Annotated in this window: 16 protein-coding genes; 11 read left to right on the top strand and 5 right to left on the bottom strand. The window is 45.2% G+C overall.

Features of this window, described 5'->3' with window-relative positions; genetic code table 11:
* Positions 1-11: 11 nt before the first annotated feature.
* The 7 genes from CO692_RS07650 to gor all read left to right on the top strand — a co-directional run bounded on the left by CO692_RS07650 (position 12) and on the right by gor (position 9814).
* Positions 12-752: a Stp1/IreP family PP2C-type Ser/Thr phosphatase gene (locus CO692_RS07650; protein ID WP_077454136.1), complete on the top strand. Its 741-nt coding sequence runs from the start codon at positions 12-14 to the stop codon at positions 750-752.
* Complete coding sequence (pknB, locus tag CO692_RS07645) at positions 749-2752, top strand: Stk1 family PASTA domain-containing Ser/Thr kinase (protein WP_096741974.1); 2004 nt, start codon at positions 749-751, stop codon at positions 2750-2752. Before CO692_RS07650 ends, pknB begins: the two co-directional genes overlap by 4 nt.
* A 223-nt stretch (positions 2753-2975) precedes the next feature.
* A complete protein-coding gene (locus tag CO692_RS07640; protein WP_005230319.1) occupies positions 2976-3443 on the top strand; it encodes a CtsR family transcriptional regulator in 468 nt (155 codons plus the stop codon).
* A gap of 5 nt (positions 3444-3448) precedes the next feature.
* A complete protein-coding gene (locus CO692_RS07635; RefSeq protein ID WP_008381720.1) occupies positions 3449-5929 on the top strand; it encodes an ATP-dependent Clp protease ATP-binding subunit in 2481 nt (826 codons plus the stop codon).
* 269 nt (positions 5930-6198) lie between these two features.
* Entirely contained in the window at positions 6199-7119 is a 921-nt protein-coding gene (locus tag CO692_RS07630) for a peptidase U32 family protein (protein WP_096741973.1), read from the top strand.
* Between the two features lie 13 nt (positions 7120-7132).
* The gene (locus tag CO692_RS07625; protein WP_008381725.1) at positions 7133-8374 is read left to right on the top strand and encodes a peptidase U32 family protein; all 1242 of its coding nucleotides are present in this window, start codon (positions 7133-7135) and stop codon (positions 8372-8374) included.
* A gap of 93 nt (positions 8375-8467) precedes the next feature.
* Positions 8468-9814, top strand: coding sequence for a glutathione-disulfide reductase (gene gor, locus CO692_RS07620; protein ID WP_096741972.1), 1347 nt, complete (start codon positions 8468-8470; stop codon positions 9812-9814).
* A gap of 163 nt (positions 9815-9977) precedes the next feature.
* Here the strand turns inward: gor and CO692_RS07615 are convergent, their stop codons facing one another.
* The 4 genes from CO692_RS07615 to CO692_RS07600 form a co-directional block, all read right to left on the bottom strand.
* A complete protein-coding gene (locus CO692_RS07615; RefSeq protein WP_186366415.1) occupies positions 9978-10964 on the bottom strand; it encodes a polyprenyl synthetase family protein in 987 nt (328 codons plus the stop codon).
* Between the two features lie 11 nt (positions 10965-10975).
* A complete protein-coding gene (locus tag CO692_RS07610; RefSeq protein WP_005232987.1) occupies positions 10976-11536 on the bottom strand; it encodes a Gx transporter family protein in 561 nt (186 codons plus the stop codon).
* A 10-nt stretch (positions 11537-11546) separates the two neighbouring features.
* Positions 11547-11954 carry a NusG domain II-containing protein gene (locus CO692_RS07605; RefSeq protein WP_005230326.1) on the bottom strand — a complete coding sequence of 136 codons (408 nt, stop codon included), beginning with the start codon at positions 11952-11954 and terminating at the stop codon, positions 11547-11549.
* Positions 11955-12160: 206 nt separating this feature from the next.
* Entirely contained in the window at positions 12161-14101 is a 1941-nt protein-coding gene (locus CO692_RS07600) for an NAD(P)/FAD-dependent oxidoreductase (RefSeq protein WP_096741970.1), read from the bottom strand.
* A 270-nt stretch (positions 14102-14371) separates the two neighbouring features.
* On the opposite strand from CO692_RS07600, the gene pplA reads away from it, so the two are divergent.
* From pplA to menA, 3 genes are all read left to right on the top strand, one after another.
* Positions 14372-15310, top strand: a complete 939-nt coding sequence (pplA, locus tag CO692_RS07595; protein WP_077454144.1) for an extracellular electron transfer flavoprotein PplA — start codon at positions 14372-14374, stop codon at positions 15308-15310.
* A 262-nt stretch (positions 15311-15572) separates the two neighbouring features.
* A complete protein-coding gene (locus CO692_RS07590) occupies positions 15573-16649 on the top strand; it encodes an FAD:protein FMN transferase (protein WP_096741969.1) in 1077 nt (358 codons plus the stop codon).
* Positions 16650-16661: 12 nt separating this feature from the next.
* Positions 16662-17615, top strand: coding sequence for a 1,4-dihydroxy-2-naphthoate polyprenyltransferase (menA, locus tag CO692_RS07585; protein WP_096741968.1), 954 nt, complete (start codon positions 16662-16664; stop codon positions 17613-17615).
* 277 nt (positions 17616-17892) lie between these two features.
* On the opposite strand, the gene CO692_RS07580 is transcribed toward menA, so the two are convergent.
* Positions 17893-18855, bottom strand: a complete 963-nt coding sequence (locus CO692_RS07580) for a biotin--[acetyl-CoA-carboxylase] ligase (protein ID WP_096741967.1) — start codon at positions 18853-18855, stop codon at positions 17893-17895.
* A gap of 433 nt (positions 18856-19288) precedes the next feature.
* Between CO692_RS07580 and rpoB the strand changes: the two genes are divergently transcribed.
* Entirely contained in the window at positions 19289-22906 is a 3618-nt protein-coding gene (gene rpoB / locus CO692_RS07570) for a DNA-directed RNA polymerase subunit beta (protein WP_008381746.1), read from the top strand.
* The last annotated feature ends 62 nt before the right edge of the window (positions 22907-22968 follow it).

The following is a 22968-nucleotide window of genomic DNA, read 5'->3' as shown; positions in this document are numbered from 1 at the left end:
GGTGAAAGAAATTGGAGATTCGTTTTCAAACAGATGTCGGCAAACGTCGCAACACAAACCAAGATTTTGCAGCAACCTATGTAAATAAAGCCAATGTGACATTGGCCTTGCTTGCCGATGGCATGGGGGGCCACCGGGCCGGAGATGTCGCTAGCCGTCAAGCAGTCAGTGAGATCGGCACCGCTTGGGAACAGACAGAACTGACAGATAGTGAAAAAACTGCCCAATGGCTGATCCAAAAAATCCAAGCGGAAAGCCAAGTGATTTTCCAAAAAGGACAAGAACAAGAAGAACTTAGCGGCATGGGCACCACGATCATTGCTGTGGCCTTATTAGGCGACCAGTTTACGATCGCCAATGTCGGGGACAGCCGTGCCTATCTTTTACGCAATCAAGTGCTGACCCAAATCACAGAGGACCATTCACTGGTCAATGAATTGGTGAAGTCAGGACAAATCACAGCAGAAATGGCCTTGAATCATCCTCGCAAAAACGTTTTGACCCGCTCGATCGGTATGCCAAGCGAAGTCGAAGTCGATGTGGCGATCCACTTTATTGCAGACGGGGATTATTTGCTGCTGTGTTCAGACGGATTGACCAACATGGTCTCAGATGAAGAGATCACAGCAACGATCCAAGAAACCCCTGAGCTGGAAGAAGCAGTGCAATCATTGATCGATCAAGCCAACGAACGCGGCGGTGTCGACAATATCACGGTATTATTGATTAAAGTTGGAGGAGAGCGCCCATGATCGAAATTGGGAAGAAGATAAACGGCCGATATAAAATCATCGGCAATATCGGCAGCGGCGGAATGGCAAATGTGTTTTTGGCGCATGACTTGATCTTAGACCGTGAAGTGGCAATCAAAGTGCTTCGTTTTGACTTCCAAAACGACCAAAGTGCGATTCGGCGCTTTCAACGAGAAGCCTTGGCGGCGACTGAGCTGGTTCATCCCAACATCGTAACCGTTTATGATGTCGGTGAAGAAGACGGCATGCAGTTTTTGGTGATGGAATATGTCAAAGGAATGGATCTCAAGCGCTATATCCAAACGCACTATCCCGTACCTTATTTGCAGATCGTTGATATCATCCAACAAATCTTATCAGCGGTGGCATTGGCCCATCAGCACCGCATCATTCACCGGGACCTAAAGCCCCAGAATGTGCTGATCAATGAAGACGGCGTGGTGAAAATCACCGATTTTGGGATCGCGATCGCCCTATCCGAAACGTCGATCACCCAAACCAACTCGATGCTAGGTTCGGTGCATTATCTGTCACCAGAACAAGCACGAGGCAGTATGGCCACCAATCAATCAGATATTTATGCGATTGGGATCATCCTCTATGAAATTTTAACCGGCAAAGTACCCTTTGATGGCGAATCAGCCGTAACGATCGCCTTGAAACACTTCCAAGATGAGATCCCGTCGATTCGGATCTATGACAAAAATGTTCCGCAATCGTTGGAAAACGTCGTGTTGAAGGCGACCGCCAAAGAACCGGCGGATCGTTACAAGACCGCCGATGAAATGCGGGCGGATCTCGATACCGTGCTGTCTCCTGAACGGCTCAATGAACCGAGATGGGAACCTCATGCCCTGATGGATGAAACGAGAGTGCTGACCCCTGTGGAAGCAGCCCAAGTCGAAACGCCGCCAGTGGAAGAACCCGTGGCAGAAACGGCTGCGGATCAAGCTGAAGAAGCGGCGCAGCCGAAAAAGAAAAAACGCAAGCGCTGGCTACTGCTGCCAATCATTATGGTGATCGCACTGCTAGGGATAGGCAGTTACTTCCTATTCGGCGGTGGTCGGGGAGATGTGGCAATTCCTGAAGTCAGTGGTCAGACAGAAGCCGCCGCTCGGGCCGAACTGGAAGCCGCCGGTTTGAAAGTGGCAGACGAGGTGGAAGAAATCGAAGATGATGAAGTCGAAGCAGGCAATGTCGTCAAAACCGATCCCCCAGAAGGCAATGAAGTCAAAAAGAATTCCGTCGTGACTCTCTACATCAGTAGTGGAACGAAGAAAATCACCCTTGATGACTATGAAGGTCGTTCCTTTGATGATGTCAAAAAAGAGTTGATCGATTTGGGCTTTGATGAAGACAGAATCAAAGAAGAGCTAGAGTCGTCAGATGATGTCGATGAAGGGGATATTATCAGTCAATCACCAGCAGCAGGGCGGGAAGTTTCCCCAGCAGAAGACGAAATCACCTTTAAGGTCAGCTCCGGACCAGATAGCTTCGCAATGGACAACTATTATGGCATGACAGAGGCAGATGCACGAGCAGCATTGACTTCTCGCGGTGTCGACCGATCACAGATCGAAGTGAACTATCAATCTAGCAGTCAACCATCAGGCACGATCATCGCCCAAGCACCCGCAACAGGTGAAACGGTGGTGACTTCTCAAACGACCATCACTTTGACGGTCAGCAGTGGGCAGGAAATGGTCAATGTACCGAGAATCGTTGGCAAAAGCCAAGCCGATGCAGAAGCAGACTTGAATGAAGCGGGATTGGACTCAACTTTTGAGGAAGAGGACGGCTATAATGACTCGGTACCAGCTGGACATGTTGTCCGTGTCTCTCCAGGTGCTGGAACCTCCGTCGAAGTTGGCTCTACTGTAACGGTCACGATCTCTAGAGGACCTGAACCAGATGATTCGTCCTCATCGACGCCAAGCAGTAGTTCAGATGATTCCTCTGATTCAAGCGCTACGAGTGAAAGTAGCTCAGAAAGTGATTAGAAACTAGCTAAAACCAAATACTTTAACCAAGCAGCCTACGGGGACCAAAGAATTTTCTTTTTGTTCCCCATCTAGCTGCTTGTTTTTGTTTCTAAACCTTATAGTGAGGCACAGGTGTCTTTAAAATTTCCTTTAGTCCGGCCATTTGTGCAAGCGTACATCTTTCCAAGGATTCAAAAATTGGGTATAATGAAGGTCAGAATTAGTCAAGGGAGGGAATGAATTGAGTCATCACAATACTTCCGATTTGATTGAAGCATATTTGAAGAAAATTCTTGAAGACAGTGAAACCATTGAGATTCGTCGCGCAGAAATGGCAAATTTGTTCAACTGCGTGCCCTCACAAATAAATTACGTGATCAATACCCGCTTTACCGTTCAAAGAGGCTATGCGGTTGAAAGCAAACGCGGCGGGGGCGGCTATATTCGGATCGAGAAAGTCAAAATCACGGACAGCCACCACTACTTAAAAGAAATGAATCAATTATTCGATGAAACCATCTCGGAAAAAGATGCATATGCAATAATCCAGAAACTTTATGAGGAAGGAATCCTGTCCAAGCGAGAAGGCAATTTATTGTTGACCGTCATCGCGAAAGCAGTTCTAGGACGTTCTCCTTATGAAAATAGAACACGAGCTGATTTGCTCCATGCAATTCTAGAACGATTAAGTTACGAAGACAGGAAGTGAAAGAGATGGATGAATTATTCACCCAACGCGCGAAAGCCGTTTTGGCTATCGCCCAAGAAGAAGCAAAATACTTTAAGCACCAAGCAGTAGGTTCTGAACACATTCTATTGGCATTGGTCATTGAACAAAACGGGATCGCCGGCAAAACCTTGCGGGAAATGAATATCACAGAAAACGATATTCGTGAAGAAATCGAACATTTAACAGGGTACGGCACCGTTCGTCAATACCCAGAAAACGCCTATCTCGCGTATTCGCCACGAGCAAAACATACATTTGCTTATGCAGGGGATGAAGCCAAACGCTTAGGGGCACCACAAATTGGTACTGAACATCTATTATTAGGCTTATTAAGAGACGAAGACATTTTGGCTTCACGAATCATGCTGAATCTCGGCTTGAGTCTCGCGAAAATGCGTCAGCTTTTGAAGAAAAAAATGGGCTTCAATGAAAGCAAAACCAACGGAAGTGCTGGTCGTCGTCGTCCAGCCCAAGCCAAAGCGCAGCAAGGAACACCGACCTTGGATTCCTTAGCCCGTGATTTGACCAAATTAGCCCGTGAAAAACGCCTAGATCCTGTTGTCGGGCGTGCCAAAGAAGTCAAGCGGTTGATCCAGATCCTTAGCCGTCGGACCAAAAACAACCCTGTTCTCGTGGGGGAACCTGGTGTTGGGAAAACCGCGATCGCCGAAGGCTTAGCCCAAAAAATCATCAATGGGGAAGTCCCAGAAGACATGCAAAACAAACGCTTGATGATGCTGGACATGGGGGCTTTAGTTGCCGGAACGAAATACCGTGGGGAATTTGAGGACCGAATGAAAAAAATCATCGATGAGATCTATCAAGATGGTCAAATCATCTTATTCATTGATGAATTGCATACACTGATTGGGGCCGGCGGAGCCGAAGGGGCGATTGATGCCTCGAATATTCTGAAACCAGCCTTAGCCCGTGGAGAATTGCAAACCATCGGTGCCACAACGCTAGATGAGTACCAAAAATACATTGAAAAAGATTCTGCGTTAGAACGCCGTTTTGCTCGGGTGCAAGTCGACGAACCAACACCAGAAGAAGCGGAAGAAATTTTACGAGGATTGCGTCCTCGTTATGAAGAACATCATGGGGTGGAAATTTCTGATGATGCGTTACACGCCGCTGTGCAATTGTCCGTGCGCTACATCAATTCGCGCCAATTACCAGATAAAGCCATCGATTTGATGGATGAATCAGCTGCCAAAGTGCGTCTAGACAAAACCGATGAAAGTTCGGAGTTGGCAGATCTGCAAAACGAGATCGCCAACTTGATTGAAGAAAAAGAAGCCGCTATTCGTCAGCAAGATTTTGAAGCAGCAGCTCGTCTACGGATCAAGGAAAAGAAATTGACCCAACAGCTGACGGAAGTAGCGTTTATGGAAGTCAAAGAAGCCTCAGGCTATGCCGATAGTGTTACTGCAGAAGATGTTGCCACGGTCGTTTCCCAATGGACCGGCGTACCTTTGCAACAGATGGAGAAAAAAGAAAGCGAACGCTTGTTGGATCTTGAAAAGATCTTGCATCAACGGGTAGTTGGCCAAGAAGAAGCGGTCAAAGCAGTCGCTCGTTCGATCCGCCGCGCCCGCAGTGGGTTGAAAGATCCGAATCGCCCAATCGGTTCCTTCATGTTCTTAGGTCCGACTGGTGTCGGGAAAACCGAGCTTGCCAAAGCCTTAGCAGAAGCGATGTTTGGTAGTGAAGATGCCTTGGTTCGTGTCGATATGTCCGAATTTATGGAAAAATACAGCACGAGCCGTTTGATCGGTTCACCGCCAGGCTATGTCGGCTATGATGAAGGTGGGCAATTGACGGAAAAAATCCGTTCAAAACCTTACTCCGTCATCTTATTGGACGAGGTGGAAAAAGCCCATCCCGATGTCTTCAATATCCTCTTGCAAGTGCTGGATGATGGCCATTTGACGGATGCCAAAGGTCGGAAGGTCGATTTCCGTAACACGATTTTGATCATGACCTCTAATATCGGTGCCCAACAAATCCGCGAAGAAAAAAGCGTTGGTTTTAATGTCACTGATTTAACGAAAGATCACCAAGCGATGCAAAAACGGATCTTAGAAGAGCTGAAAAAAGCCTTCCGTCCAGAGTTCTTGAACCGTGTGGATGAAACAGTAGTCTTCCAATCCTTAGGTGAAGGGGAGATCCACGAGATCGTGAAGATCATGAGCAAAGCGATCATCAAACGATTAGGCAACCAAGACATCCAATTGAAGATCACGCCATCTGCCATCGATGTGATCGGTAAAGCTGGTTTTGATCCAGAATATGGGGCACGGCCGATTCGTCGGGCGTTGCAAAAAGAAGTCGAAGACCGTTTAAGTGAAGCACTCCTATCAGGACAAATTCATTTAGGTGACAAAGTGACGATCGGTGCTTCCAAAGGATCGATCACCCTCAATGTCAAAGAGGGACAAGCACGTGTCTTGCAACAAGTTTAAGTCGAGCCAATAACGGCAGCGGCGTTTCTATGGTCGAGCAATCGGCATCCATAGGAACGTCGCTTTTTTGTCTTGCTATGTCTAGTAGTGATCAATAAATCTCCATTGATTATGATTGGTTATTCACAAAAAAATATCCTTCTAAACAGCTTTATGTCAACGGTTGATTAATGAGAAAAGCGCTATTCGTGAAAAAAAGAGTAACGAGACCTCTTGGAAAGAACCCTGCTGTGTGATACTATGAATGAGTTGAAAAAAGGAGGAGTATTATGGTTGAGATTATCGCCACGGTGGAATCGATCGAGCAAGCACAGCAGCTCATCCCTTATGTTGATACATTGTTTTTTGGAGAAGAGACATTCGGGCTGCGCCTACCGGCCTCTTTTTCTCGTGAAGAGCAAATCAGACTGATCGACATGGCCCACGAAGCTGGAAAGAAAGTGACGATCGCAGTCAATGGCATCATGCATCCAGAAAAAATGAAGCGGATTCCAGAATACCTAGCATTTCTGAAGACCAATCAAGCCGATCAAATCGCTCTCGGAGATCCTGGGATCATTTACCGCATGAAGCAAAATCCAGAATGTGCCTTGCCATTTATCTATGCAGGGGAAACCTTAGTAACGAGCGCTCGTCAAATCAATTTTTGGGGACAAAAAGGAGCAAAGGCAGCCGTTTTAGCGCGAGAAGTTCCTTTCGAGGAAATGAAAATCATGGCCCCGCAACTAAATATTCCTGTGGAAGTATTGGTTTATGGTGCGACCTGCATTCACCAATCGAAGCGTCCGCTTTTACAAAATTATTATAACTATACCCAACAATCGGAAGAAAAGAACCACGACCGTGGGTTGTTTTTATCCGAACCGAAAAAAGAAGAAACCCACTATTCCATTTATGAAGATAGCCATGGCACGCACATTTTTGCCAATAACGACATTAATTTGATGCTGCAGCTGGCGGAATTAGCCGCAACAGGCTTTCAAACCTGGAAGCTGGACGGAATCTATACACGAGGGGCTGCCTTTGTGGCAATTGCTAAACTGTTTGCCCAAGCCAAGAGCCTTGTGGAAAGTGGGAAGTGGCAAGCAGAGCAAGCAGCTGTGCTCAGTGAACAAGTTGCCCAACTTCATCCAGCAGAACGTGGGTTAGACACTGGATTTTATGGCATCGATCCTGACGATATCAAGTAAGGAGCAAGAACAAATGACCGTTAAACAAGCATTGAAACGACCAGAAGTGTTAGCACCAGCTGGTACGTTAGAAAAATTAAAAACAGCGATCCACTATGGCGCTGACGCTGTCTATATCGGCGGCAATGCCTATGGTCTACGGAGTCGCGCGGGAAACTTTACCTATGAAGAAATGGCGGAAGGGGTGGCTTTTGCCAAAGCCCACAACGCAAAAGTCTATGTAGCAGCCAACATGGTGACTCATGAGGGCAATCAAGAAGGTGCAGGGGAATTCTTTCGGGAATTGCGAGATGTCGGTATTTCGGCCGTGATCGTTTCTGATCCCGCATTGATCCAGATCTGCGCAACAGAAGCGCCAGGTCTACCGATCCATTTGTCCACCCAAGCTAGTGCCACGAACTATGAAACATTGGAATTTTGGCGGGAAGAAGGCCTAGAACGGGTCGTCCTCGCCCGAGAAGTGTCGATGGAGGAAGTCGCTGAGATCCGCAAAAATACTAGCGTGGAGATCGAAGCCTTTATTCATGGCGCCATGTGTATTTCGTATTCTGGCCGTTGTACTTTGTCCAATCATATGTCGATGCGAGACGCCAATCGCGGTGGCTGTTCGCAATCTTGCCGTTGGAAATATGATCTGTTCGACATGCCCTTTGCAACGGAACGAAACAGTTTGACTAAAAACGGGACAGTGGAAGAAGAGTTTTCCATGAGTGCTGTGGATATGTCGATGATCGAACATATCCCTGATCTGATTGAAAACGGCGTGGATAGTTTCAAAATCGAAGGCCGCATGAAATCGATCCACTATGTTTCAACTGTGGCGAACGTTTATAAAGCAGCCGTGGACAGTTACATGGCCGATCCAGAGAACTATGTCTGCAAACAAGAATGGATCGATGAATTGTGGAAAGTTGCGCAGCGCGAGCTTGCGTCAGGCTTTTACTACGATACCCCGAGTGAAAATGAGCAGTTGTTTGGTCCACGTCGGAAAATTCCGCAATACAAATTTATTGGGGAAGTCATGGCGTATGATCCGGCAACGAAAACAGCTACGATTCGGCAACGGAACCACTTTTCCGTCGGCGATGAAATCGAATTTTACGGTCCCGGATTCCATCACTTTCACCAAACCGTCGAAGTCATGTATAATGAAGACGGTGAATCCATCGATCGTGCACCAAATCCTATGATGCTGCTGACGATGCCGGTCAAAGAACCGGTGGAAGTCGGAGACATGATTCGGAAGAAAAAATAAGGTCGAGAGTTTCTCTCGGCTTTTTTTGTTGAATCAATCCAGCCAAAAAGGATCGATGAGAACATAGACAATCTCAAGGAGGAAACAACAAATATGGAAACATACGACTACATAGTAATTGGCGGCGGCAGCGGCGGGATCGCCTCAGCCAATCGTGCAGGGATGCACGGCGCCAAAGTATTATTGATCGAAGGCAATGAATTAGGTGGCACCTGTGTCAATGTCGGTTGTGTACCGAAAAAAGTCATGTGGCAAGCCAGTGAGATGTTAGAAATGATCAAACGGGACGCAACTAGCTACGGCATTTATCCACATGTGGATAAATTTAATTTTACTGAACTTGTGGATAACCGTGAAAAATACATTGATTTTTTACACACAGCCTATCAAAAAGGCTTAGACAGCAATAATGTAGAAGTTATTCACGGTTATGCACAGTTTGTGGATAACCACACGATTACCGTCAATGGGGAAAACTACCATGCAGCAAACATTTTGATCGCCACCGGTGGAAAACCTAGCGCGATGAATATTCCCGGCGGTGAGTACGCCATTGACTCGAATGGTTTTTTTGCGCTGCGAGAAGCACCAAAGCGTATGGTCGTCTTAGGGGCAGGCTACATCGCAGCCGAAATCAGCGGTGTCAGCCAACAGCTGGGCAGCCAAGTGGCTTGGGCGTACCGCAAAGAGCGGCCATTACGAACCTTTGACAAGATGCTTGCGGATAATCTCGTGGAGATGTACCAAGAATCAGGGATCGAAACTTATGCAGGCTACGTGGCCTCTCGTATCATTAAAGAAGGTGACGAGTATATCGTTCACTTTGAAAATGGCGAAACCTTGACCGGCGATTGCGTCCTTTTTGCTGGTGGTCGCGTGCCGAATACGGATAAGTTAGGCCTAGAAAACACCGATGTCCAATTGGATGAAAAAGGGTTTATCATTGTGGACAAATATCAAACTACTACGGCTGACTCGATTTTTGCAGTGGGCGATGTCATTGGAAAATTGGATTTGACCCCGGTTGCGATCGCCGCCGGTCGTCGCTTGTCTGAACGCTTGTTCAACGGTCAAAGCGATGCGTACTTGGATTATAATTTAGTACCGACGGTCATCTTTACGCATCCACCGATTGCCACGATTGGTTTATCCGAAGAAGCAGCCTTGGAAAAATACGGCCAAGAGCAGATAAAGGTGTATCGTTCGCGCTTTACACCGATGTACTTTGCTTTAAATGAGTATCGCCAAAAGTGTGAGATGAAATTGGTGTGCTTAGGAGAAGAAGAAAAAATCATCGGTCTGCACGGCATCGGGATCGGTGTCGATGAAATGCTGCAAGGCTTCGCTGTAGCCATCAAAATGGGTGCTACGAAAGCAGACTTTGATCAAACCGTTGCCATTCATCCGACGGGGTCAGAAGAATTTGTGACGATGCGTTAAAAGAAAAAAAGCCTCAACGGACAGATGATTTGTCCGTTGAGGCTTTTTTTGCGTATAAAATTCTATCTATCAACTAAAAAGCCCCCAAAGGTAGATCAAAAATCTAATCTTGGGGACTTATTTCAGTATGATTCCAGCTGCTAGGCTTTTGCTAGATCCTTGATCAGTTCTGACGCCCAAGGATCTGAGCAGTGATCTGGTAAAGATACGTTTTGGTTTCGTCTTTGGTCTCAGGTAATTTCTGGATCGCCTGCAAAGCTTTTTTCGTGTAGTCGGCTGCGAGTTTCTTGGCTTCGTCAATCCCGGCACTTTCTTGGACGATCCGATAGACTTCATGGGTATCCGCCTCAGTCATGGCGGCTTGTTTTTCCAGCAGTGGCAACAGTTGTTGGCGGTCATTTTTCAATGCCATCAACAGCGGCAAAGAATAGACGCCTTGCCGAACATCTTCCAATACTGGTTTTCCTAAGGCAGTCGCGTCTTGGCTGTAATCCAAGACATCATCCATGATTTGAAACGCAAGGCCAATGGCTTCGCCGATCTCACGGGCTTGATTGGCAAAGCGCAAGGAAGTGCCGCTTTCATAAGCCCCAATAAAGCAGCTTAAAGCAAACAATTCAGCGGTTTTGCCACGAATGTTTTCTAAGTAATCCTCGACAGTGACGGACAAATCATATCGTTTGCTCATTTGCCCTAATTCGCCGGCCAGAATTTTTTCCATACTGCGGGAATTAATCTGCAAGCTTTTCATGGAGCTGGCATAATCCGCCATCAATTTAAAGCAGCAGACGAAGAGGTAATCACCAGCATAGACAGCGACATCGTTGCCAAATTCGGAACGAATGGTCGGCAGCTTGCGGCGAGTGTCCGCATGATCGACGATATCGTCGTGGATCAGCGAGGCAGTGTGGAGCATCTCGATCGAAGCCGCCAATGCGACGGCTTTCTCGCGATCTTTGTCACTGCCATAAGCAGAAAAGAGCAGCTGATAAGCAGGACGCAGCAGTTTCCCACCTGAATGGATCATGGACAGGATCGCTTGTTCGACCTCTTTGTTTTTTAGTTTTAATGATTTTTCCATCAATTGCAAGGAGGCAGATAAGTCAGCTTGCAGTGCTGGATACTCTTGCCACATGGAATGAAGTTTCATAATTAACTCCTTTATTCTGAATCCGAGCGCCATTTGACTTTGGTCTGGCGTTCATAATCAATTTGAAAACGGCGCAGTGTTTCGACACGGCGCAGCAAGTAGTTGGCGGCGATCCCGATAGCGATCCCGGACAAGATCCCAAAGAAAGACAGGACCGGCAAGTAGAGCATCACGCTCCAGGATTGAGCGATCCATGAGGCGGTGATCAACTGTCCGACGTTGTGCAAGAAACCGCCAGCCGCACTAATGCCGATGATACTGACACGTTTAGGCCCCAACTGTTTCACCAAAGACATCCCAAAGTAGCTCAGTAAGGAACCACTCATACTATATAAGAAGGTTGAAACCGTTCCTCCTAGTAACGTCGTTAAAATCAGTCTTAGCCAAATCAAGAGAAAACTGTCTTTTTTCGGCATGGTGAACAAAGCAATAATGGTAATTAAATTTGCCAAACCTAGTTTCGCACCAGGCGCAAAGGCAAATGGATAAGGGATCATATTTTCAACTAAACCAATCACGACCCCTTGGGCGACCAGCAGTGAGATGAAAATTATTCGTTGTAATCGACTCATAAGCAAACGATCAATAGATTAGATCGTCGGTCTCACTCCCATCTGCGGCTTGGATTTCGATCACTAATTTATGAGGTAGACAGACGATGGTTTCCCCATTTTTACTGGCCCAGCCACGGCGCACACAAATCTGGTCGCCGCAATCAGCTTCCTTGATTCGGATCCGATCGCCTTCGATCTCCAGTAAATTGGTATCTCCGTCTTCATCTTCATAAAGATAGGTGTATGCTTTTTGACCTTCAACTAAGTCAAAACGTTTGATTTCTGTCCCATCGACCCGTAAGACGGCTTCTTTGTCCGCCGTTTGCGTCTGGCCAAAAATAAAAAGCGGTAAAAAAGAGCTGAGGATCAAAACAAGTATGATGACGCCATCCCATGGTTTTAAATGGGCATCGCGGATAAATTCTTTTAGTTTCATCAAAAAAGACTCCTGTTCTTTCATGTGATGTGTCTCATTCTAGCATAAGAAGACAAGATTCTACTAGCTGAATCCTCAATAATCCACCGATTTCTGTGCAAGGACGATCAAGAAAAAGTTCTGTACTTGGAAAGAGACCAAGACACTGATTGAAAATCAGAATGTCTTAGTCTCATGAAGTCGTACAGGTATTCTATTTTGCTGGCTTATTTATTGCCATATAAGGAGCGAGGGGTACCGTACCACCATTTTCCAAGGGTACGTTGCAACCATGGGATTACCCAACGGTCTAAACCGACTGCGCGTCCTGAACCGTTCATCAAGGCAAATGCAACTGGAATGAACCAGATGTTTACCCAGTAGAACATACCAGACATACAGAAAGTTAACACCAAAACGATAGTTGTTGCGTTTACTAACCAAGTGAAGAGACCAGCCATCAATGCAAGAGCTAAAGCAATTTCAAAGAAGACCATGAATTTTTGGAAGAACATGGCAACGTCGTTGTTTGGCATAATAAATTGCATAACTTTTGTGAACCAGTCAGGTGATTTTTCAATCACGATCATTGGTTGCTCACCGTAAGCATAGCTCAAACCGAAGTGTGCGGCTTGTGTCGCTGCATCGGCTGCTTCACCGGCACCACTAGCGGCACTTGCTGCATCGGCTGCTTCACTAGCACCACTGGCTGCATCAGCGACTGTTTGATATTCCCAAGTCCAAGGGAATACGCTGTTGCCTTGGAACCAAGAACCTTCACCGAACCAAGTACCAGGTTTGAAGACTTCCCCGTTCGTACCCAAAATTTTCTTGAAGGCTTCAACGAACCAGACAAGACCATAGAAAATACGAAGCGGAACACTCCACAAGACGTTACCGTAACGAGACGTGTGACCACGGGCTACTGTCCGGTCATCTTTGATGTGGAAGATTTCATGCATCAAGTATTGGAACATGTAGTAACCAGAACGAATATCAAAGAAGTATTTCAAGTTAACGATGTGTTTCATAATGATCGCTAAGAAACCGCTCAGGTGAATCTTATTGAATAAGTTCGCCACGCCCCATTTGGCACCGATGGAAACCATAAATCCTTGGTAGTTTCCTTTGAATTTATGTTTTTCGCCACCTTTGATGGCTGAAACGATATTCGTTGCTGCAGTGTGACCTGTTTGTTCAGCTGCTTGCACGATTTGTGGTGTTGGTGTGTTCGGGAATTCTTCGAAGTAAACCAAGTCACCAATAATATAGATGTTTTTGTCTTCGTAGCCTTTTGCTTCCATATACTCATTGGCAACTAGACGGAACCCACGAGCAGTTTCTAAACCGAAATCAGCAGCATCGCTAGTTCCTTTGACACCAGCAGTCCAGATCAATGTGTGGGTTGGGATCGTTGAACCATCTTTTAGTTTGATGTGGTCAGGTGCCACTTCAACGATTGGTGCATTCAAGACAAGATCAACATTGTTTTTCTTCAAGTAACGTTCTGCTTTCGCTGCATCGTTACGATCAAGCATGTTTAAGATCGTTGGCATTGCTTCAACGACTTTCAAGCTGATTTCACTTGGGTCCAATTTATAATCGGAAGCTAAACGATCTTTCCAATCGATCAGTTCACCGATCATTTCGATCCCGGTAAATCCAGAACCACAAACGACAAAGGTAAACATTGCTTTGCGTAATGCTGCATCTGGTTCGATCGCTGCTTTTGCGACAGTTTTTTCAATGTGTTCGCGAATACGGACAGCATCGTCAAATGACCATAAAGTAAAGCCGTTTTCTTTAACGCCAGGTGTACCGAAGTCATTCGGTTCGCCACCCATCCCTAAGATCAAGTAGTCAAATGAATAGCTACCTAATTTTGTTTGGACAGTTTTATTTTCTTTATCGATCCCAGTTACTGTATCGGTTACTAAACGAACATTTTTCTTGCGTGAGAACAAGCGCTGCAAGTCATATTGAATTGCGGTAGGTTCTACACGTCCTCCAGCGACTTCATGCAGTTCAGTCATCATCGTATGATAAGAGTGACGGTCGATCAATGTTATCTCAACATCATTGTCTTTTTTCAATTTCTTTGCCATGTACTTCGTAGCAGAAACGCCTGCATAACCGGCACCGACAACGACAATGTTTTTCTTTGCCATTGCAAATCTCTCCTTAATAAAAATAATCTATGATAATAATTACACAATCGTTCCTATTATATAGACAAATGGTTCATTTGTCTAACGATTCTGATGAAAAAAACGCATATTTCCTGAAATTCGTGAAAACTTGCGAAAATCAAAAAATAAGTCATTTTTTCCAGAAAAAGCGGAAAGGAAGCGGTTGACATATCGTAAATTTACTTTACAATGTTAGATGTATCACAAACTTTTTTGTGGGGAAAATAAACAAGTAAAAGGTGGATAATTATGAAAGCAAAGAAATTGATTGTAGGTATGGCGGTATTTTCATTCGCAGCATTATTGTTAGGGGGTTGCGGAGCGGACAACAACAATACAGCTTCTTCGTCAACTAGTGAAAGTACATCACAAACTTCTGCAAGCGATTCAGCATCAACAGAAAGCACGGAAGCAACCGTCGTTGCAGGCGAGCCAATGCAAGATGGGACATATCGTTTAGAAGAAAAGAACTATAAAAACGACTACCGTGTTACCTTTGAGATCACAGTCAAAGATGGCAAAATCGTTGAATCAAAATATGACAACGTCAATGCGGATGGCGAATCAAAAACAGAAAACACTGAATACAATGAAACGATGAAAGAAAAAGCAGGTATCAGCCCAGAAGAGTTTATTCCTAAATTCAATGAAGAGTTAGTTGCCGCACAAAGCCCTTCTTCAATCGAAGTAGTTTCTGGCGCGACTCATTCCTTTGATTCCTTCCAAAACTATGCACAACAATTGATTCAAGCGGCGCAAGCAGGAAACACGGAAACCATTGAAATCGACAATGGAGCCGACTTGAAAGACGGAACCTATACATTAGAAGAAAAGAACTACTCAAATGGTTACCGCGTAGTCTTCTCAATGACTGTGGCTGACGGCAAAATCTCTGAATCAAACTACGACTACCTAAACGAAGCCGGCGAGTCGAAAAAAGATGATGCATCATACAACGAAAACATGGAAGCTAAATCTGGTACAAGTCCAGAAGAATTCATTCCAAACTTCAATGAAGCTTTTGTTTCTGCAGTCAATGCTGAAGATGGTTCTGTGGCAGACATGGATGTAGTTTCTGGTGCAACCCACAGCTTCCACAGCTTTGTTATCTATGCACAACAATTGTTGAATGCCGCTGAAAAAGGTGACCAAACAACAATCGAAGTGGATAACTTCGTTACTGAATAACCACAACTTTTTTGAATGAAGAGGACAGCATTCGCTTTGAGTGCTGTCTTTTTTTCGTGGGCAGCAAGGTCATAAAAGCAAGTTCGTGCAAAAGGAAGCAATCTGGCAGGAAGTTTTTTTTAAAAGAACTGTTTTTTACAAAGAAGAAAAAGTTCGATTAAGGATTCCTAAAATACGTTGCGGAATCACGGAATGCCCCTTTTCATTCTGCTAAAAAAAGGCTATTATATGAAGGTTGAAGACAATAGAAAAGAGGAAAATCATGAAAAAGAAAGTAACGTTTTTTCTGATGTTTGTTTTTTTAGGCACAATGTTGGCAGCTTGTGGCAGTGATCAGGAAGCAACGACGCTGCGAGAAGAACCATATTTTCAAGAAGAATTTTTATTAGGCACTTATACTCGGATTCGCATTTATGATGAAGGCAAAGAGGACGCCATGAAGCCGGCCTTTGACCGCATCAGAGAGTTAGGCGATAAAATCACCATCAACCAAGCAGGGTCAGAGATCGATGAGATCAATGCGCAAGCTGGTATTAAGCCGGTAAAGGTTTCGGATGACATCTATTATTTGTTGAAAGAAGCCTATGATTATAGTGTGAAATCAGAAGGCGGCTTTAATATGGCCATCGGTGCCATCACCCAATTATGGCGAATCGGCTTTGATGATGCCCGCAAGCCAGAGCAATCTGAGATCGATGAAGCATTGAAACATATCAATTATGAACAAGTCGAGTTTAACGATGAAGATCAAACCGTTTATTTAAAAGACAAGGACATGATCCTTGACCTTGGGGCGATCGCTAAAGGCTACATCACGGATGAAGTAGTCAAAGTGCTGAAGGACAATGGCGTGACTTCCGCGATCGTCGATTTGGGCGGGAATGTCTATGTGTTAGGTCATAGTAACCGCGGCACAGATGAGCCATGGAATGTCGGAATCCAAGACCCGAACAAATCTCGCGGCTCGATTATCGGCAGTATCAAAGAAACCAATAAAACAGTAGTTACTTCAGGGATCTACGAACGTTATTTAGAAGTAGACGGCAAAACGTACCATCATATTTTCGATTCTGAGACTGGCTATCCTTACGACAGCGATGTGGCAAGTGTAACTGTCATCACCGACAAATCCATCGATGGCGATGGGTTAACTACGGTGGCATTTGATAAAGGGGTCAAGGAAGGCTTAGCCTATATCGAACAACATACCGAAGAGGGTACCGATGCGATCTTTATCACAAAAGAAGACAAAGTGTATGTAACCGACGGTATCAAAGATACCTTTGAACTTTCAGAGGAATCAGGCTACACGATGGGTGATCGTGCGGATTTAGAATAGGAGGAGTGAAAGATGTCTCTTTCAGTGTTTTTAGAAGTAGTGGAGATCCGTACCAAAGTGGCCAGTGTCTTCCCCTTCATTATGGGTGTGTTGTTCTCGTTGGTGTATTTTCATGAATTTCATCCTTTGAATACCGCAATCTTTTTTCTGGGGATGCTGCTGTTTGATTTGACGACGACGTCCATCAACAATTATATGGATTTCAAAAAAGCCAAATCAGAAACCTACAAATACCAGCACAATGTGATCGGGCGTGAAAACATCTCAGAAGCTACTGTTCGCAATCTGATTTTTGCGATGCTGGCAGGAACCTTACTGATCGGTCTTTACTTGACCTTTGTTACCGGCTGGCTGCTGCTAGTGATGGGGCTGGTGGTTTGTTTTATCGGGGTCTTTTATACCTTTGGCCCCATTCCGTTATCGCGGATGCCTTTAGGCGAAGTGTTCAGCGGCGTAACGATGGGATTAGGGATTTTTGCCATCACGATCTATATCAATACCATTGATCAAAAAGTGTTTTATCTGGCACTGGATTTTGCGAACGGAACCTTTGGCTTAGTGGGGAACCTCTGGGCCGTGTGTGCCATCGTGTTGGCATCCTTACCATTGATTTTCACAATTGCTGACATCATGTTAGCCAATAACTTACGGGATCTGGAAGCCGACATCGAAAACCATCGCTACACGCTGGTGTACTACATCGGTCGCGAAGCAGGTATCCGTCTGTTTCAAGGCATGATGTTGGCGTCTTATGCCGCTATTTTATTGGGCCTCTTGTTTGGACTCTTTCAATGGCCGATTTTGCTCGTGTTTCTGACACTACCGAAAATCCGCCAAAACTTGAAGGAGCATCAAGCCAGCCTGCCCCACCCACGTAGCTTCGGCTATTCGATTAAGAACATGATTTTATTCAACAGCAGCTATGCCTTAGGCTTGCTTTTCTGTCTGTTGTGGCAATTGCTTTAAAAAAAAGATCGACCTGCTCTTGAAAGAGCAGGTCGATCTTTTTTATGTGGGGAATGAAATAGCGCATAAAAACTGTAGAAAAGACATGATAAAAGAACGAGCATGATACTTATTATGAAAAGATGAGGCTCGCTTTTTCTGCGAAATTGATCGTAGCAGTAAAGTTTGTTTGAGAGCTGCCTAGGTTGCTTTTTATTTAACCCCTCGGAATAAGCAGGTCTGTTTATGGAGTGTTTGTGTTTACGCTTGCTGTGACTGGTTACCTACGAAAGCAGCCTCAATACCGCTCCAAACTGATTTCTCCAGAAGAAAGCAACTTGCGCTCCGTCGCTGTTTCCACCACCAATTCACCGGTGTTGGTAATGTCTTTGGCAATCCCTTCATAGGTCACCCCTTGTTGCGTAAATTGAACGGTGCGGCCCAAAACGAAGGATTTCTGCCGATAGCGGGCCATATAATCCATGTCAGGCAGCTGCGCCAACAATTGGAAGAAACGACGCCAAATTTCTTGGATCAACGTGACTCGAGAAAAGGTCGGATACTCTTCACCAGGAAAGAGTGAGGTCGCTTTTTCCCGAATCTCTGCTGGAAACTGCTGTTGTGGAATTGAAAAACTGATACCGATACCGATCACAACCGAAGTAATGCGGCCTGTTTCAAAGTCACTGGTTGCTTCAGACAAAATACCGCAGATTTTTTTTCCATCTAAGTACAGATCGTTGACCCACTTAATGGCCGTTTCCTTCATTAGAAGAGCGTCGATGGCTTCGGCGACTGCCACCGCCGCCAAAACGGTATATTGTGGCAATTCTTGAAACGCTTGGTTTGGTTTTAAAAGCAAGCTCATATAGATCCCTTGTTTTTTCGGTGAGAAAAACGGTCGTTCGAAGCGGCCGTGACCGCCTGTTTGTGTTTCGGTCAAAAAAAGGGCGGGGGTTGCCAGTACACTGTCCAAAGCGGCGATCTTGGCTTCTTTCATGGTGGATTCAACAGCTTCCTTGATTTGAATCGTGGGAATCATCGGCAAGGCTGCCGCAAGTGCTGCTTGATCGTAGCGATCATCCGAGACAAAGCGATAGCCGTTGGCCAAGTGTTCGAAATGATAGCCTTCTTTCTCGAGTTCTTTAATGGCTTTCCAGACTGCTGTACGAGAGATCGACAAAGCTTGGGCTAGTTTTTCTCCGGACAGTACAGTATCTTCTTTTTGTAATAAGGTCAGTATTTTTTCTTTTGTCGTCATAAGGATATCCTTCCTAATGTTTCACGTGTAACGTTTTCGTTAGCATAGCAAGAAATCGGCAAAAAGCAAAGTAGTTTCTTACGAAAAACAGTCCCCACCAGCCTTGTTTTTTTCTTTAGAAAATCTTAGGAAATGGGTGCGCCAGAAAAGCATTGTAACTTCCAATGAAAACTTGACAGGAAAGTGCTTCATCTGTATAATAAGGAGTTGCAAAAACTATCTGAACGAAAAAAGCAGAAACGAAATATTGTCCGTTTCGGCTTAGGAATAAGGAAACAAAAGTAGAAAATGCCCAATGCATCCGTTCTATTTTTGGTTTTTTTTTGCCTAAAAGCCGCAAAAAATGCTTTCTGTAACCTATATTTAATATTTGTTACAGTTTTGTAAATAATCGGATAGCCTTTTTGAAAGACTTTATGAAGAGGTGAAGAGCTTGGCTGGACACGTAGTAAAATACGGAAAGCATCGCGAACGTAGAAGTTTCGCACGGATCAGTGAAGTATTAGAATTACCGAATTTGATTGAAATTCAAACCGACTCTTACCAATGGTTCCTAGATGAGGGCCTAAGAGAAATGTTTGAAGATATTTTGCCAATCGAAGGATTCAACGGTAACTTGTCCCTAGAATTTGTGGATTATGAATTGAAAGAACCAAAGTATACAGTAGAAGAAGCACGTGCCCATGATGCAAACTATTCGGCACCATTACATGTTACTTTGCGTTTGACGAACCGTGAAACTGGGGAAATCAAATCCCAAGAAGTATTCTTTGGTGATTTCCCATTAATGACTGAACAAGGAACCTTTATCATCAACGGGGCAGAACGGGTTATCGTTTCTCAGTTGGTCCGCTCTCCGGGTGTATATTTCCATGGCAAAGTCGATAAAAACGGCAAAGAAGGCTTTGGTTCAACTGTTATCCCTAACCGCGGTGCGTGGTTAGAAATGGAAACTGATGCCAAAGATATCTCTTACGTACGGATTGACCGTACCCGTAAAATTCCTTTGACGGTCTTAGTCCGTGCCCTAGGGTTTGGTTCTGATGACACGATCTTTGAAATTTTCGGCGACAGTGAATCATTGCGCAACACGATCGAAAAAGACTTGCATAAAAACGCAAGCGATTCTCGTACCGAAGAAGGATTGAAAGATGTTTACGAACGTCTTCGTCCAGGCGAGCCAAAAACAGCAGACAGCTCACGCAGCTTGCTGAACGCACGTTTCTTTGATCCAAAACGTTACGACTTAGCAAATGTTGGTCGTTACAAAGTAAACAAAAAATTAGACTTGAAAACACGTCTATTGAATTTGACCTTAGCAGAAACCTTGGTTGACCCTGAAACAGGCGAGATCATTGTTGAAAAAGGCACTGTTTTGACTCACCAAGTCATGGAAACATTAGGCGCATTTATCGATAATGGCCTAAACAGTGTAACGTACTATCCATCAGAAGATGGGGTCGTTACTGAACCAATGACGGTCCAAGTCATCAAAGTCTTTTCACCAAAAGATCCAGAACAAGAAGTCAACGTGATCGGTAATGGCTATCCAGATACTGCCACACGTACCGTTCGTCCAGCAGACATCATTGCTTCAATGAGCTACTTCTTCAACTTGATGGAAGGCATCGGCAATGTCGATGACATCGACCACTTAGGAAACCGTCGGATTCGTTCTGTTGGTGAATTATTGCAAAACCAATTCCGGATCGGGCTTGCTCGGATGGAACGTGTCGTGCGTGAACGGATGTCGATCCAAGACACCGAAACCTTGACACCGCAACAATTGATCAATATTCGTCCAGTTGTCGCAAGTATCAAAGAATTCTTTGGTTCTTCTCAGTTGTCACAGTTCATGGACCAAACAAACCCACTGGGTGAGTTGACCCATAAACGTCGTCTATCTGCCTTAGGACCTGGTGGTTTGACCCGTGACCGTGCTGGCTATGAAGTCCGAGACGTTCACTATTCCCACTATGGCCGTATGTGTCCGATCGAAACGCCTGAGGGACCAAACATCGGGTTGATCAACAGCTTGGCCTCTTATGCCAAAGTCAACAAGTATGGCTTCATTGAAACACCATACCGTCGAGTTGACCGCGAAACAGGCCGTGTTACAGACAAGATCGATTACTTGACTGCCGATACCGAAGACCACTACGTTGTGGCCCAAGCAAACAGCTTGTTAAATGAAGACGGCTCTTTCGTAAATGACGTTGTTATGGCACGTGCTACTTCTGAAAACTTGGAAGTATCGATCGATAAAGTCGACTACATGGACGTATCACCAAAACAAGTAGTCGCAGTCGCAACTGCATGTATTCCTTTCTTGGAAAACGATGACTCCAACCGTGCCTTGATGGGTGCCAACATGCAGCGGCAAGCTGTACCATTGATCAATCCGAAAGCACCTTGGGTTGGTACTGGTATGGAATACAAATCAGCACATGACTCAGGAGCTGCTTTGTTATGTAAACATGATGGGATCGTAGAATACGTGGATGCAGCCGAAGTGCGCGTTCGTCGTGACAATGGCGCATTAGACGTTTATTCTGTTACCAAATTCCGTCGTTCAAACTCAGGAACCAGCTACAACCAACGTCCATTAGTGGCACTTGGTGAAAAAGTGGAAAAAGGCGATATCTTAGCAGATGGCCCATCTATGGAACAAGGTGAAATGGCATTAGGACAAAACGTCTTAGTCGCATTCATGACTTGGGAAGGGTACAACTATGAAGATGCCATCATCATGAGCCGTCGTTTGGTGAAAGATGATGTTTACACTTCTGTCCATATTGAAGAATATGAATCCGAAGCCCGCGACACGAAATTAGGACCTGAAGAAATCACTCGCGAAATCCCGAACGTTGGGGAAGACGCGTTGAAAGACCTAGACGAAATGGGGATTATCCGCATTGGTGCGGAGGTCAAAGATGGCGATCTGCTTGTTGGGAAAGTCACTCCAAAAGGGGTAACGGAACTTTCAGCAGAAGAGCGTTTGTTACACGCAATCTTTGGTGAAAAAGCCCGCGAAGTGCGTGACACTTCTCTACGCGTGCCTCACGGCGGCGGCGGAATCGTCCACGATGTCAAAATCTTTACCCGCGAAGCTGGCGATGAATTGTCACCAGGTGTGAACATGCTGGTTCGCGTTTATATCGTTCAAAAACGGAAAATCCATGAAGGGGATAAAATGGCCGGACGTCACGGAAACAAAGGGGTCGTTTCTCGCATTATGCCAGAAGAAGACATGCCTTTCTTACCAGATGGCACACCAGTCGATATCATGCTGAACCCATTAGGGGTACCTTCTCGGATGAACATTGGACAAGTATTAGAGTTACACTTAGGAATGGCTGCGCGTCAACTAGGCATTCACGTGGCAACACCAGTCTTTGATGGTGCCAGCGATGAAGATGTTTGGGCAACGGTTGCTGAAGCAGGAATGGCCAGCGATGCCAAAACAGTGCTTTACGACGGACGTACCGGCGAACCATTTGATGGCCGCATCTCCGTTGGTGTCATGTACATGATCAAATTGGCCCACATGGTCGATGATAAATTGCATGCCCGTTCCATTGGACCTTACTCATTGGTTACTCAACAACCATTGGGAGGAAAAGCCCAATTTGGTGGACAACGTTTCGGAGAGATGGAAGTTTGGGCACTGGAAGCATACGGTGCTGCTTACACCTTGCAAGAAATCTTGACCTACAAATCAGATGACGTGGTTGGTCGTGTGAAAACATACGAAGCGATCGTCAAAGGGGAACCAATTCCAAAACCAGGTGTACCAGAATCATTCCGCGTATTAGTAAAAGAATTGCAATCACTGGGTCTAGACATGCGTGTCCTAGATATTGATGATGCAGAGATCGAACTACGTGATATGGATGATGACGATGATGATTTGATCACCGTTGATGCCTTAACAAAATTTGCGGAGCAACAAACAGCCCGCGAATTAGAACAAAAAGCACAAACAGAAGCTAAAAATGCCGCCGACGCGTTGAACCAACAAATCGAGACAGCAGAAGATCGCTTGCAATAATAGACGGCCCTCGCTATTTCCGCCACTAGCGGAAATAGCCCCCGTTCTATCGGATATGTCCA

Origin of the sequence: Enterococcus sp. FDAARGOS_375 (genome assembly GCF_002393265.1) — a bacterium.
GTDB lineage: Bacteria > Bacillota > Bacilli > Lactobacillales > Enterococcaceae > Enterococcus_D > Enterococcus_D innesii.
Note: the sequence above shows the minus strand (reverse complement) of the source record. Positions and strands in the feature narration are given on the sequence as shown.

Bases quoted from the DNA above. Each gene is read 5' to 3' on its own strand.
- pknB (WP_096741974.1), top strand. From the start codon at position 749: ATGATCGAAATTGGGAAGAAGATAAACGGCCGATATAAAATCATCGGC.
- CO692_RS07635 (WP_008381720.1), top strand. From the start codon at position 3,449: ATGGATGAATTATTCACCCAACGCGCGAAAGCCGTTTTGGCTATCGCC.
- CO692_RS07630 (WP_096741973.1), top strand. From the start codon at position 6,199: ATGGTTGAGATTATCGCCACGGTGGAATCGATCGAGCAAGCACAGCAG.
- CO692_RS07625 (WP_008381725.1), top strand. From the start codon at position 7,133: ATGACCGTTAAACAAGCATTGAAACGACCAGAAGTGTTAGCACCAGCT.
- gor (WP_096741972.1), top strand. From the start codon at position 8,468: ATGGAAACATACGACTACATAGTAATTGGCGGCGGCAGCGGCGGGATC.
- CO692_RS07615 (WP_186366415.1), bottom strand. From the start codon at position 10,964: ATGAAACTTCATTCCATGTGGCAAGAGTATCCAGCACTGCAAGCTGAC.
- CO692_RS07610 (WP_005232987.1), bottom strand. From the start codon at position 11,536: ATGAGTCGATTACAACGAATAATTTTCATCTCACTGCTGGTCGCCCAA.
- CO692_RS07605 (WP_005230326.1), bottom strand. From the start codon at position 11,954: ATGAAACTAAAAGAATTTATCCGCGATGCCCATTTAAAACCATGGGAT.
- CO692_RS07600 (WP_096741970.1), bottom strand. From the start codon at position 14,101: ATGGCAAAGAAAAACATTGTCGTTGTCGGTGCCGGTTATGCAGGCGTT.
- pplA (WP_077454144.1), top strand. From the start codon at position 14,372: ATGAAAGCAAAGAAATTGATTGTAGGTATGGCGGTATTTTCATTCGCA.
- CO692_RS07590 (WP_096741969.1), top strand. From the start codon at position 15,573: ATGAAAAAGAAAGTAACGTTTTTTCTGATGTTTGTTTTTTTAGGCACA.
- menA (WP_096741968.1), top strand. From the start codon at position 16,662: ATGTCTCTTTCAGTGTTTTTAGAAGTAGTGGAGATCCGTACCAAAGTG.
- CO692_RS07580 (WP_096741967.1), bottom strand. From the start codon at position 18,855: ATGACGACAAAAGAAAAAATACTGACCTTATTACAAAAAGAAGATACT.